The sequence below is a fragment of the Bradyrhizobium sp. CB1015 genome (genome assembly GCF_025200925.1).
Lineage (GTDB): Bacteria > Pseudomonadota > Alphaproteobacteria > Rhizobiales > Xanthobacteraceae > Bradyrhizobium.
The window spans coordinates 649,166-661,354 of record NZ_CP104174.1; the positions used below are offsets into that span (position 1 = coordinate 649,166).

A 12,189-nucleotide genomic window follows, 5' to 3' on the forward strand; every position below is an offset into this window, starting at 1 on the left:
GCAGCGGCGGGCCTCTTGGTTGGGCGCGCTGCCGCAAACCGGCTTCAGCCAGTGGAGATGCGGGGTAAATAAGCCAGCTCCTTCACCAACTCCCGCGCCTGCACCGACGGCTGCCCATAGCTCACCAGCCGCACATCCAGATCAAAGCCCTGTACCTTCTTCACGGCGCGCTTGATTGCAGCGTGAATCCACTCGGGCGCGTTGCCGAACGCCCCGCCGCCGAGGGACGTGAGCAGCACAATGGTCGCCGCGCCGCGCCGGGCGTTGATGACTGCCTCCAGCATCGTTGCCTCATAGGCGGCATCGAGCACCAACTGCGCGAATGCTGCCCAGTGCTGCTGCGGCACACTGCCGTACGCGACGGGCAACGCTGAGCAGAAAGCCTGGCTCACTACAGGCCTTGGTGCGCTCGGCGCATCCGTCACCTCGACGTCGCGATGAATGCCGATGCGCAGCTTGCCGGCAAGCGCATCAGCCAGTCTGGGGCCCATGCCTCGCAGATGATCCGTGATCAGGTCCAGGCCCTGGCGCGTGCAGAGCGCATAGCCATTGCGCCACTCCCAGAGATCGGTGACGGGTCGGACCAATTGGGCGCTCAACTCGGCGCCGACATCCGCTAGGCCGTCAAGTTGGCGCTGTACCGTCTGGCCGATCTGGTCGCCCACGGGCGCAAAGTAGTTGCGGTAGATCGTCGCCGCGCCCGCTGCCATGGCGCACGCCGGGCCCTGCGTGCGGTCGTGCTCGTAGCGCGTGACGCCATCCTCAGGCGTCACGCTGGGGCTGATCATCTCCAGAGAATTGAACTGGCTGGCAACTTGGAACAGCGCACCTGCATACTCGGGCACCTGGTGCATCTTGCGCACGTCGCCGGTAACGATCCGCACGCGAGCCTGGCCTTCGGCGCCGGTGCCACCGGCTACTCGGGCGCGCAGGTCGTCGAGCGATGCCAGCTCGAATTCGCCGATTCCATAGCTGCGGCCGTTGGCCTTGGAGCGGAGAGTACTGCCGTGCACCTCAAGCTGCGCGCGGGTAGCGGCGTACGTGCTTTCATTGAAGCCGGTGATGCGCGTGAACCAGTCCATTCTCATGCTCCCACTGATCTCGCCAGCTATGACCGTGCGGCGTGCGTTGCTATCGATGAAGGAGCATCTCGGTCAGATGGCGGTAATGACCGCCGGACGCGGAAGCGTGCGAGAACAGCGTCTGATCCAGGCTAATTTTCCCTATGGCAGCATCATGACATAATACTCTCCCGACGCCATGGACTGAACCGAATAGTTGATAAGGGAGTCTGGGGCTGCGTTTTGCCCCGTCCTTTCTGCTTTTGCTCTCGCCGTCGCGATCTGCTCATCCGAGTATCCCTGGACTTTCTTGAGCATCTCAAAGAGGTCGACTGTGATGATAACCGAGCATTGGGCGATCTTGGTGGTCGGATCCGTCGACAGGTGGGTTGCCGACTTATCTCTTACGAGAACGATGCCCGGCGGCATCTTATAGAATTTCCCGAACTCCTGTTCCTCGAACAGCTGTTTGACGGTTGCAAGCACGTCTGGCTCGCTGCAGACCTCTGACTTGCCGCAGCCCGCAAGCAGAGAGGCCAGGACAACGACGGGGGCTACTGAGAGGATAGTGTTCATAGTGTTTGGTCTCCCGCAATGTGACGCTGCGTGAGTGGACCGTGCCGAACTCTGTCGCTGACGAAGGCCGGGATAGGTTGGCGGGCCAGGGTATTCCTAGTGAAACGCCGCGGCCGATCCACTCCCCTTAATATTCAGATGGGGGCCCAAGAAATTGCGGCGCTTGAGAAGAGCGCGGGCAGCCGCATGGACGTTAAAAACCCCCCGATCGCTGATTTGATCGAGGGGGGCTCTTTGACTTTCGCACCTTGCAAGTCATCAGGCTACGTCACGTTTCCAAGTCCCTCACGTGCCGGTACCCCTCGTCGCTGCTCTGGGAAGATTCGCACGAAAGTCTATCGAAGGGAGCGATACCGAGGTGTACCGCTCCCCCGGCTGCTGCCATGGAAGGCAGCAACCGTAGCTCTTGAGAGGTCCGACTTACATTTCAGTCCTCGTGGTGCGTCGGCTCAGGTGACAATCCGTCCCTTTGCCCGCGCTTCGTCGGCATAAGCTGAGAGTGGCTTGTCCGCGACGAAATGAAGGTCTCGCTCGACCGGAAGTCCGAGGCGACCTCGGACCTCCATGATTTCCGCAAGGCTGACGTAGCCGAGTTCGGGGCAGCCGAGGCCGAGATCGCAGAGGCCGAACAGCCGATCCGGTTCATCCGGATCGCATTCGGTGAGAAGAAATGTCGCGCCGGCATCTGGCGTAAATAGCTTCACCACGGGCCGGTGATCGGTGTCCGGATGAAGGGCATTCACGAGAAGCTCGACGCGGTCAGAGACTGTCAGCAGGGAGCCCGTCTTCACTGGGGCGCTCCCGAAGCCTTTTGAGTCTTGCTGTTCGTCGCTCGCTTGGCCGTCGTACTGGTTACGGCTTTTTGAAGCGACGCTTCGGCGTCTTTGGACGAAGGCGGGGCGAGCGGTGCTGCGATGGCATGGCTCGAGGGCTTTTCGAGGTATTCGCCCAAGGCGAGGTGATAGACGCGCTCGAAGTCGACGTAGCGACCCCACAAGTCGTGGGCGAGGCCATCGGCCCCGACCTCGGCAAGGGCGTCGATGAAGTTTTCCAGCGTAAAGGCCTGAAATGCGACACGGTTGGCGTGTTGGTCGTCGGCATCAATCAGTTCGTTTTCGTAAACTCGAAAGGCGGCCATGACCCGGCGATTGAGCCGAGGCCCGATCGTAATGAACATGGCCCGCGGGGTGAGGCCTTGGTCGACGGTCAGTTGGGCCAGCATATGCTCACGCCAAAGCTGCTCCAGCGCCAACGAACGGAGCATCGGGCTGTCCGGGTCGACGAAGAGACCGACAGAGCGGGAAGCTTCGTCGTAACGATCCCGGAGCCTGGCCGCGGGCCCCGACATGTCCTCCGAGTACTTCACCTCGACGAAGATAGTCCCGTCTTCGCCTTCGGGGGTGACGATGCGGATGGCGAGGTCGAAGGCAGTGCCGTCATTGAGAAAACGTTCTTGGCGGCGGCCAGGTGAGTGCTCGAAGACGAAACCTGTCACCTGGTGGACGAAGCCTGGCAGCAACTGGCGCAGAGCGGCGGTGGCAAGGTTGAGGTCGAGGGCCATGGGCCCAAACAGGTTGAAGGTCAGCGGCATGGAGCTAAGGGCGTTGCCAAACAGTCGATCTTCGTCGATGGCGGCGCCTTCCTCCCGCATCAGCAACTCGCGACGAACGAGGGCATGGATTTCCGGGGAGAGGAAATTTCGACCGGCCCGCGCAGCGTCGCGGCTGAGATATGAATGAAGCTCCATCGTGATGGCGTCCTCGCCATCGCCGCGAACGTGATGGCCGGTGGGGATGCCCCGATCTTTTAGCCACAAGCATTGAAGAAGACGGGCGGCGCGGCGGAAGCGCGTGTCGATTTCGAAAAAGACGTTGTTGCGGCGGGCGACGTCTTCAGGGACGAGAGGAACTCGGGGGAGAGGCGTAGTGCTGGCGAAGACGGTGGGTGTCGTTTGCATGAAAATCTCGCTCGCAGTTATGATCATGCGCGAGATTCAGATGACGGGTGCGGATGTTTACCGGATCGCTCGGTGCTTCGGCTTGGGTCAATTTCGCGAAAGCCGGTCTCGACAGATCCGTATCAAGCAACCCAAATCGCTGATGTCGCCGCGCGCAATCTTGCTGCGAAACCGCCCGTTTGTCCTACCTCAAATGTCGCGAGTTAAGTTGACAACCTTGCGGGTTGACGCGAGAGAAATACCAACGGGGATACCAAAGGCAGCAGCGTGGATAGTCTTACAATACGTCATCGCCCGAAAAAATTTGAGGACGTACGCGGTCAGGGGCATGCGAAGGAGTTCCTTTCGGAGCTTATTATCAATGGGCAGATTTGTCGGAACGTACTGCTCTATGGCGCGATTGGGTCTGGCAAAACAACTCTCGCTCGCATTTATGCAAAAGCCCTGAGCTGTCAAAAGCAGCCCATCCCCCACGGCTCTCCCTGTCTCGACTGCGATTCTTGCCGAGAAATGGAAACAGAAAAGACGACTAGGTTTCACGAACTTGATGCCCCCTCTTTCGAGAACTTTGCTCAGCTCAAAGACAAGGTCGATAGTCTCCTGCTCGGGGCAAGCAAGAATGAGCGGCGTGTCATCTTTATCGATGAGGCGCACAGCCTTGAAAGGTATCGCGACAGCTTTGACTATCTGTTGAAAAAAGTAGAGGAGCCAGGGGAAGGAATTTCGTACTGCTTTGCCACGACTGCATTCGACCGGATATCAGCGGCGCTCAGGTCGCGATTGCACTGTCTTGAGATCCGTCCCCTATTGCTCCGCGACAGCATCGAGTTCCTGGAGGACATAGCGGCGCGGGAGAAAATTAAGACAGCACCCGAAGCGTTGGCGCTGATCGCTGGACTAGGTGAGGGGCAGCCTCGTAACATGCTTCACATCCTCGAAGCTGTAACTACAAAGAACGAGGTCACGCTGGATCGCGTCCGCCACATCTACAATTTTGGTTATACAGAGGTGCTCAAACGCTATTTCCTTGCACTCGGGCGTGGGCACCTCGGGCAACAGACTGAAATCTTTTTTAGTTGGAACGAAGATGTTCGGGAGAAGCTGAGGCTAATCCAAGTCTTGATGCTCAGCCTCTACTACAATGAATTGTGCGGCCTGAGACTTACTATCGATCCTGTAATAGCCTCCATGTCCTCATCTGTTCGCTTTGAGATCATGAAAGCGTTCCGAGAGCGAATAAGTAATGAGAATCTTAAGGAGTTTTGGGAAGGGCTCATCCAATCTTGGCCTGTCGTTACATCGGATTTGAGCGAAGAGTCACTTCTGATCTTGGTGACTGAGTATCAACGGCGTGTTTGCGCTGGACCAGTCGTGTTTAAGCCGCGTCTTGAAGCCTTTTCGCTTGCGTCACCAGTCGCTTTATTGTCGTCGTCGGATAGCCAGACGAAGCGCCGCTCGAAACGGAAGGGCAGAGGCTCGAAAGTTGCTAAAGATCCGCGTTACCTAACGCGCGATCAAGTTCATGAGTTGTTCAATGCGGCATCATTCTTGACGCAGGTATATGGCTGCCGATTCGATATCCGAATTACGGTCCGATCAAGATGGTTCGGCTGTAAAACAAAAGCGGCTGGTTCTGCTTTACTTGGCGCCTTTACGCGAGCTCTCAGCAACCGTTTGCAATACTGGACGAAGCAAAGCCATTGGCTCTGCGTTCAGGAATACAGCGAAAATGACGGAATTTGTGGTCGTATCGTCGCTGTCGGTCCCCCGCCTGACTCAAGGCAATTTAGGCTCTTAAAAAGGTGGATAGCCGGGTGGAGAAAAAAGAACCGCATGCGTGAGCCGGAGCATGCGGCAGCAGAAATTGTGCCGCCTCCGACGCGTAAGTCGGTGCAAAACATGAAATGGCATTGGGACTGTGTTCGGTGGCTTTGTGCGGGGCTGAATCCTCAGGAGCCCGTTTTCAAGCACCTCAATTTGTCCACTTGCCGAGAGGCAGGCGATCTCGGACCTAAGCGTCGAAGACACAGCGCTTCGAACTCCCTCCTTTCAAATGGTATGGCAGAGGCGTCTCAATACAATATGGAGCCGCTGTCCGCATTCGATGATGAGGCGTGGGATTATCTTTATAGCGGGTGGGAGCTGAAGGAATACGGCGATCGGCAGGAATGGAAAAAAGAGCGAAAGGCGGATGTAGAGAAGGTCGCTCTAACGTATCCCTCGGGTGACCCCGAAAACGACGAAAGGCGCAAAAGTGAGTTAGGCAAGCTGCTTGAGAGCTGGCCCGATCGATATCAGCGCCCAAGATCGTGGACATTGTGGCAGCCGACGCAAGGATTGCTCGAATGATGTCAGATGTGCAGTTTTTGGCGCATCCACCACCCGAACTGGGCGATCATGCAATTTATCTTTATCGGAAAACATCATGGGCACTAAAGGCCAGGGTCAGGAAGTGCATTCTGACGTTTGCGCAGGATCGCAATTGGATCGTTCTGCCCCAAGAAGCTGGATTCAACGCTAGCACGGTATTCGATGATGTACTATTTGCTCGTGACCTCGGACAGAAGGATGCGTGCCTACCAGCGAGCGAAGACCTTAAGCGCAGTCTTCTTGATTTGGCCGCAGGCGTGTTAGATCGCCACGTCTTTCTGATGGTTCCTGCCGATCACCCAATTGTCGGAACCGACGCTTGGGAGTGTGCCATCTCGGCAACCAATGTCACGTACATTGAAGAACCCATAGTAACACGAGCAACCATAGCAGGAGTATTGAACCAGCTCGCGACCATCAGTGACTTGAGAGAACTGAGCCAGTTAGTTCGGAGTCGAACTTTCATCGACCATTTTTCGCGTTTTGTCCCCGAGGATGGCTGCACGATCAGCGATATCTCTATGGAGATTGACCGTTATGTCCTGCTGCCGACGGCACGAGCCGCCTCGCAATTGCCTTTGCGTAGCTCGGGCATGCGCCGACCGACCTTCAACACTACGCTAAGACAATTTGTGGATCGGCGAGATGAAGCCGCCCTAATGGCGGTGCTGAACCATATAGACGAGCTTTGCTTCTTGGAAATGATGGACCGATCAAATGTTCTTGCAAGGCTTCATAGCACAACGGCGGCGATGGTCGGTGGCCGGGACAGGAGGTACAAAAACAGAGATCTTGCGAGCTGGACTTACATCGCTTGGGGCATGTTTGTGCTGTCCTGTGATTGGTCTGAAGAAAGGGGTCATCGCAGGGGAGGTCTCTTCGTTGCATTTGAACGAATCTGTCGCGAGTTCATGTCCGTTGACGATCCACAAGCCTGGCTGCAGGAAACTGATCGCTGGCAACGAATTGCAAGTGAAATCGCTCGTCCAGCGAATCCCGAGCCTGACAAAGTGGAACGGGCGCGGCTTGATCTCATCAACGCCTTGCGGGAGCGCTCGGCTGTTCTCAATGCTTCGCACAGGTGGTTGGATTGCGCCGGTATTGTATCAACTTAGCATAAACGAAAAGCACCGTTGAGCGGTGTCCGCGGTGTGTCGCATTGCGAAGCCAACGCGGTTCACTGAGGATCGGGAGCAGGCACATATGGTAGACGTTTCTGCGATATTGGATCGTTGCCGTCTTAGGAGGTTCGACGACGTTCTGGGTCAGGATGGGATTTTAGAATCATTGCAAGAAAAAATCGACTGCGGCCGTGATGAGCCCTTATTACCGCACCTCGTTTTCACCGGTCGTAGTGGCGTTGGTAAGCGGTCTTTGGCGCGCCTGTATGCACAAATGCTGCTTTGCGAGAAGGCCGGCGAGGGAGCGCCATGCCATAAGTGCAATGAATGCAGGGGCGTTTCGATCGGGTCGAGCTTCAGTTACGTGGAATTCTCTGCGCTGCAGTTTCCAGACGAGCGATACTTTCGACAACGAGTCGAGCAAACGAAAATGGGGATGAAGGGGACGGTCTGGCGCGTGTTTTTGATTGATGATGCAGAGTGGCTTGGTGCGGCTTCCACGGATGTGATGCTAAAAACGTTGGAGAAGAGATTAGATTCAGTCTTCATATTCGTAGTGAATGACATTGCGCGATTTCCACGTGCGCTTCGCTCTCGCTGCCAGGTGTTCCGACTCACGCCTGTAGAACACCAGGCGCTGGTCAGCCGGCTGAAAGCGGTTTGTAATCGTGAATCGCTGATCTATGAAGAGCGCGCCTTGAGCGTAATCGCGCTGGCTGCCGGCGGCCAGGTGGGCGAGGCGCTTACGAAGTTGGCGGAGGTGGCGAGCCTCGGTGGGGTGACCTTGGCCGGTGCTCGGAGGACATTGAACCTCGAATGGGGAGAGGCAATGATCCAATGCTGGCTAGCGCAGCTGCGCGGGCAACTGGATGAAGCGTTATCACATTTTGAGCGTGTTGCTTCGGACGATGAAGGCCGAGTGCGTGCCATGCAATCTTTTGTTTTGGCCGTGCACTTTCGCAGTTCAGTCGGGGCGTTGCCGTTCGGAATAAGTCCCGCGCTGGAGTGCCTCGCGGATGAAGCTTGGCTTCCAATCCTGGAAGAGTGGGAGAATTTGTCTCAGCGCCGTTCAGCACCGCTGACCTTGTTGATCGAAGACGCGATGAAATTCTGGGGCGGAGTGAACCGGCTGACTCCATCACGAGCAAGCTTTCATCAAGGTTATGAACGGCTCTTCGGAGCGCAGAAGGACATGGCGGGACTTGAGAAAGTCGCGACCTAACTGCTTAAATGTTGCGACTTATGAACTTGCCGGAGCGGGTTTTCGGGGTTTTGGCAGCGTGAATTGTTGCGAGTTGCGGATACTAAGTTGCGACTTAGCCCCGGATACAGGCGACCCAAAATTTGGGCGTAGAACTGGCGAGAAAGAGCTTGAGGGGTGTTTCGTTGTGGCTCGCTGAGAGCGAAATACGTTAAGTCGGATCGAAGATTCAGAGGTATTTCGATGCAATTGCAATGACTTACGTCTTAAAGCCAGTTTGTTAGAAATAATGGATGTCAATGCCAGAATCAACAGTCTCGAGGCCCTGAACCTAGAGCGTTTTGTCAAAACAGAGATCGTGTATCAGCGATCGTCCCGAGAACTGCGTCCGCCATCACGTATCGGTTGCGGGCGGACGTCAGAACTCTCAGCTCGGTCATACAATCGCAAGTCAGCCGATTTCAGTCCCTACGTTGCGAGACATATGGTCCAGCAGCCCCAGCAGGGCGTCGAATCCCTTCTTTTCGTACCGAATAGTGGGATCGATCGTGATCGTGCCCTTGGTAATGTAATAGTTAACCTTGCCAATCTTGACGTGATATTGGGTCATTCGGCGAACCTGAAATCCGCGACGTTCGAGTTCAATAATCTGCCGACGCTGCTCAGGTGTATCCTGTTCGAAGAAAATCTTGCTCATGGTCACGACTCCAAGAACCGCTTAGATGGGTGACTGCGGCATTCGAGTTGGGGGCGTGTGGCAAGCCAGCTCTCGGCGTCCGAGAAGCGAATGATTGTTCGGGTGCTGACCTTCACCGCACGAAGATGACCCTCGCGGATTTCCTTCCATGCAGTTGTGCGTCCAATACCAGCCCAGACAGCAAAGTCATTGACCGACATTGCTCCCTTGGGTTTTTCGAGTTGTTGCGACATCTAATTCTCCTAGCTGTTTGGAAGATCTCGTCTTCCGAAGGGATATAGATGCGATGCGTACGCCAGCGGCCGCGCGCGCACTGTCTTGACACCTCGAAGCCATAGCGTTTCGACACGGCTGATCGGGGTCTAGAGAGTTGTCTCGGCGCAAAATGCGGCCCATGCCTCGGCAAGCTGGCGACGCTTGTCGAACAGGTCGCCGCGTCGGTAAGCAGCTTCGACCTTATTGCTAATGGTGTGGGCGAGCGCCATTTCAACTACTTCGCTCGGGAAGTCGGTGCGTTCAGCTGCCCAGTCGCGAAAGGTCGAACGAAACCCGTGGGCCGTGATGTCGTGGCGTTCCAGGCGTCGCAATAGCATCAGGAAAGCCATGGAGCTGAGCGGGCGTTCCTTGACACCGCCAGGAAACACAAAATTGCTCGTGCGGATTTCCTGCATCTCGGCAAGAATGAGTTGAGATCGTTTAGCGAGTGGGATGCGGTGATCACGTCCCGCCTTCATGCGGGCGCCGGGCACCGTCCAGAGCTGAGCCTTTTCGTCATACTCGCTCCACTGCATGCCCAGCGTTTCTCCGGTACGCGTAGCGTTGAGAATGCAGAATTCGAAGGCGCGAGCGACGACGGTTTTCTCCCGACGAAGAATCTGGATGAAGTCGGGCGTCGCGTCGATCGGCAGGGCGGCATGATGGTTGATGCTCGCCACTCGTGAGCGCTTTGCCAGAAGATGATCGAGATGACCCTTCCAGCGCGCCGGGTTGTCGCCCGTGCGGTATTTCTTGACGCGAGCCCAATCGAGAATGCGCTCGATCCGGCCTCGGACGCGGGAGGCTGTCTCGGTCTTTTCCTTCCAGATCGGCTGCAAGACTTTCAGAACCAGATCGTCATCAATGGCGGCGACTGGTCGGTCCTTGAAGATGGGATAGACATACGTCTGGAGCGTTGTCGTCCACTGGTCGGCATGCTTGCTGTTCTTCCAGCCGTCCTTGTGGGTGGCGATATAGGTCTCGGCACACTTTTCGAAGGTGATGGCCTCAGCCGCTTCGATCGTCTTGGCTTGCCGCTCCTTAAGGCGCTCCGCCAACGGGTCGAGGCCTTTGAGGCGCATCACCCGGCAGGCCTCGGCCTTTTCGCGGGCCTCGGCGAGTGAAACGGTATGAAATGGACCAAGGCCCATATCCCGCAGCTTGCCGCCGGTGCGATACCGGAAAATCCAGCTCTTGGAGTTGCCGGCGCGGACCTTCAGGTAAAGGCCAAGCCCATCGGCATACATTCCGGGTTTGAGATTCTGTTTGATCTTGAGTGCGGTGAGCACCCGAATGCGAGCCATTCCAAAACTTCCGCGTCATATCCGAGCCCATATAGTGAGAGAGCTTCAGTCGACGGCCGGTAATGTTGCGAGGGCGGGCGCGACAGCACTGACGAGACCCGCCTGCGTGACAAGGCTTCTGCCTTCAGAGGTGCGGCGTTCGGGTTTTGGTGGGAGCGACGCCGTCGTCGAACGGTAGCCGTAGACATTGATCGCCTGGTCGGCCGCCGTATCCACCCGACGGCGAGCGTAGCGGATGCTTGCTGAGCGCATGAGATATTGTTCGCCATGCATCCACGGGCGCTACGGAGCTGATGCGTCTCGTACAGCAGTGCCTAGATCGGCAGGAGAAACTTGTGGATCGCGAGGGTCGCGCGCTCGAAAGGCTTCGAGGCTACGACGCTGGAAAGGTAACCTCGGTGAGGATGCGCGACTCAGTGTTGGCTTGTGGGTGTCTGGCCGAGCTCGGCGCTCTCGTGGACGCTCTCCAACGAGTGACCATCGTCGGCGAACTTGGGACGCGCTGCCACAGGACAACCAACAGAGCATCCTTTCAGCGTATGTCTGGATAGCGAGTCTTCCGACGGGCAAGCCTATGAGTATACCATGAACAAGCTCTTTTCTTCCCAGCAACTCGTTTCGGAGAGGCGCGCGCGGAAGGACGGCAATGATGTAGTCCTCACAACGCGGATTGGGCGCACCTATAGGTTTGAATCCGCTCATCACCTTCCCAATCTACCCGATGGTCACAAGTGCAAGAATCTGCACGGTCACAACTACCGCATGGAGGTGGTGATTCGCGGGAGGCTAGACGGCAGGGGTTTCGTGAAGGACTTCGCTGAGATGGATGCCGGGGTAGGGCCGCTGCTGAAACTCGTCGATCATCGACTTCTTAACGATGTTGAGGGGCTAGAGAATCCGACCGCCGAGATCATCGCCGGATGGTTCTTTGAGCGTATTCCTGATTGCGAGAGTGTGCGGATTTACGAGAACGACGATTGTTGGGCGGAGGTTAGAGCCGATTGACTTTGGGTCAGTCCCTCAATTCGCGCACGGTTGTGGGGAGGTCAATCGATCTGCACTTGTCCTCTTCTTCAGGGGGGCGAGATTCGACCGTGTGTCGTGTCCGTGGCTCTCGAGCGATTCCGTCGGATGGAAAACCGTCCGGTTCGATTACTTCCAGCGGCATAGGATCGAGCACTCTGGCGGCTCAATTTGAAGCGCCGGCCCGCACTGTGCCGAAAAGGCGGGTTTGCGATCATTCAGTCTCCAGATGAGAGCGCCACGGCGACCTGTTGGCGTCCGGATAAGCGATTGCGCGCCGGGGGTAGGATTTCACCGTGCTAATCTGCCGGGAATAGCGGCTGGCGAAAGGGCCATCGGGTCGACTTAAGTATCATCAAATTTCTGGGGAGTTGCAGTCGCTTATCAATCGACGGATCCTTCAGGCATCTGATATATCTGGTTGAAGTTTCTAATTAAAGTTGCGAGCGTCGCCGCTAAGGCGACAGCTCGACGGCGGGGGCGGGGCAGAAGGGGTGCAAACGGTTTCCTGTACTGGGGTCGACGCGGACCCCGTGGCCTGCGCGTCCCCAGGTGCGGACCGGCACGGCACGCGATTTCAAGTACCATTGCCCAGATGCGGTAGGCAGCGGTCGCGACCCTCAA

The 12,189-nt window shown here is 56.8% G+C and carries 11 protein-coding genes; 4 read left to right on the forward strand and 7 right to left on the reverse strand.

Annotated elements, in window-relative coordinates:
• Positions 1-44: 44 nt before the first annotated feature.
• The 4 genes from N2604_RS02940 to N2604_RS02955 form a co-directional block, all read right to left on the reverse strand.
• On the reverse strand, positions 45-1,082 hold the full coding sequence (locus tag N2604_RS02940) for a hypothetical protein (protein ID WP_260373706.1): 1,038 nt from the start codon (positions 1,080-1,082) through the stop codon (positions 45-47).
• A 141-nt stretch (positions 1,083-1,223) separates the two neighbouring features.
• Positions 1,224-1,637, reverse strand: a complete 414-nt coding sequence (locus tag N2604_RS02945) for a hypothetical protein (protein WP_260373707.1) — start codon at positions 1,635-1,637, stop codon at positions 1,224-1,226.
• Between the two features lie 449 nt (positions 1,638-2,086).
• On the reverse strand, positions 2,087-2,428 hold the full coding sequence (locus N2604_RS02950; protein WP_260373708.1) for a DUF2958 domain-containing protein: 342 nt from the start codon (positions 2,426-2,428) through the stop codon (positions 2,087-2,089).
• Positions 2,425-3,621 carry a PGN_0703 family putative restriction endonuclease gene (locus N2604_RS02955; protein WP_260373709.1) on the reverse strand — a complete coding sequence of 399 codons (1,197 nt, stop codon included), beginning with the start codon at positions 3,619-3,621 and terminating at the stop codon, positions 2,425-2,427. The genes N2604_RS02950 and N2604_RS02955 overlap by 4 nt, the downstream gene beginning before the upstream one ends.
• A 240-nt stretch (positions 3,622-3,861) precedes the next feature.
• Here N2604_RS02955 and N2604_RS02960 point away from each other — a divergent pair, with 240 nt between their 5' ends.
• The 3 genes from N2604_RS02960 to N2604_RS02970 all read left to right on the forward strand — a co-directional run bounded on the left by N2604_RS02960 (position 3,862) and on the right by N2604_RS02970 (position 8,307).
• The gene (locus tag N2604_RS02960; protein WP_260373710.1) at positions 3,862-5,943 is read left to right on the forward strand and encodes an AAA family ATPase; all 2,082 of its coding nucleotides are present in this window, start codon (positions 3,862-3,864) and stop codon (positions 5,941-5,943) included.
• Positions 5,940-7,079 (forward strand): hypothetical protein, encoded by a 1,140-nt coding sequence (locus tag N2604_RS02965; RefSeq protein WP_260373711.1) that lies wholly within the window; start codon positions 5,940-5,942, stop codon positions 7,077-7,079. Before N2604_RS02960 ends, N2604_RS02965 begins: the two co-directional genes overlap by 4 nt.
• Before the next feature lie 88 nt (positions 7,080-7,167).
• Positions 7,168-8,307 carry an AAA family ATPase gene (locus N2604_RS02970; RefSeq protein WP_260373712.1) on the forward strand — a complete coding sequence of 380 codons (1,140 nt, stop codon included), beginning with the start codon at positions 7,168-7,170 and terminating at the stop codon, positions 8,305-8,307.
• A 430-nt stretch (positions 8,308-8,737) separates the two neighbouring features.
• Here N2604_RS02970 and N2604_RS02975 read toward each other — a convergent pair whose 3' ends face one another.
• The 3 genes from N2604_RS02975 to N2604_RS02985 form a co-directional block, all read right to left on the reverse strand.
• Entirely contained in the window at positions 8,738-8,983 is a 246-nt protein-coding gene (locus tag N2604_RS02975) for a hypothetical protein (RefSeq protein ID WP_260373713.1), read from the reverse strand.
• A 2-nt stretch (positions 8,984-8,985) separates the two neighbouring features.
• On the reverse strand, positions 8,986-9,216 hold the full coding sequence (locus tag N2604_RS02980) for a helix-turn-helix domain-containing protein (protein WP_260373714.1): 231 nt from the start codon (positions 9,214-9,216) through the stop codon (positions 8,986-8,988).
• A gap of 129 nt (positions 9,217-9,345) precedes the next feature.
• Positions 9,346-10,542, reverse strand: coding sequence for a phage integrase central domain-containing protein (locus tag N2604_RS02985; RefSeq protein WP_260373715.1), 1,197 nt, complete (start codon positions 10,540-10,542; stop codon positions 9,346-9,348).
• Positions 10,543-11,127: 585 nt separating this feature from the next.
• On the opposite strand from N2604_RS02985, the gene N2604_RS02990 reads away from it, so the two are divergent.
• Positions 11,128-11,547 (forward strand): 6-carboxytetrahydropterin synthase, encoded by a 420-nt coding sequence (locus tag N2604_RS02990; RefSeq protein ID WP_260373716.1) that lies wholly within the window; start codon positions 11,128-11,130, stop codon positions 11,545-11,547.
• The last annotated feature ends 642 nt before the right edge of the window (positions 11,548-12,189 follow it).

Bases quoted from the DNA above. Each gene is read 5' to 3' on its own strand.
- N2604_RS02940 (WP_260373706.1), bottom strand. From the start codon at position 1,082: ATGGACTGGTTCACGCGCATCACCGGCTTCAATGAAAGCACGTACGCC.
- N2604_RS02945 (WP_260373707.1), bottom strand. From the start codon at position 1,637: ATGAACACTATCCTCTCAGTAGCCCCCGTCGTTGTCCTGGCCTCTCTG.
- N2604_RS02955 (WP_260373709.1), bottom strand. From the start codon at position 3,621: ATGATCATAACTGCGAGCGAGATTTTCATGCAAACGACACCCACCGTC.
- N2604_RS02965 (WP_260373711.1), top strand. From the start codon at position 5,940: ATGATGTCAGATGTGCAGTTTTTGGCGCATCCACCACCCGAACTGGGC.
- N2604_RS02970 (WP_260373712.1), top strand. From the start codon at position 7,168: ATGGTAGACGTTTCTGCGATATTGGATCGTTGCCGTCTTAGGAGGTTC.
- N2604_RS02975 (WP_260373713.1), bottom strand. From the start codon at position 8,983: ATGAGCAAGATTTTCTTCGAACAGGATACACCTGAGCAGCGTCGGCAG.
- N2604_RS02980 (WP_260373714.1), bottom strand. From the start codon at position 9,216: ATGTCGCAACAACTCGAAAAACCCAAGGGAGCAATGTCGGTCAATGAC.
- N2604_RS02985 (WP_260373715.1), bottom strand. From the start codon at position 10,542: ATGGCTCGCATTCGGGTGCTCACCGCACTCAAGATCAAACAGAATCTC.
- N2604_RS02990 (WP_260373716.1), top strand. From the start codon at position 11,128: ATGAACAAGCTCTTTTCTTCCCAGCAACTCGTTTCGGAGAGGCGCGCG.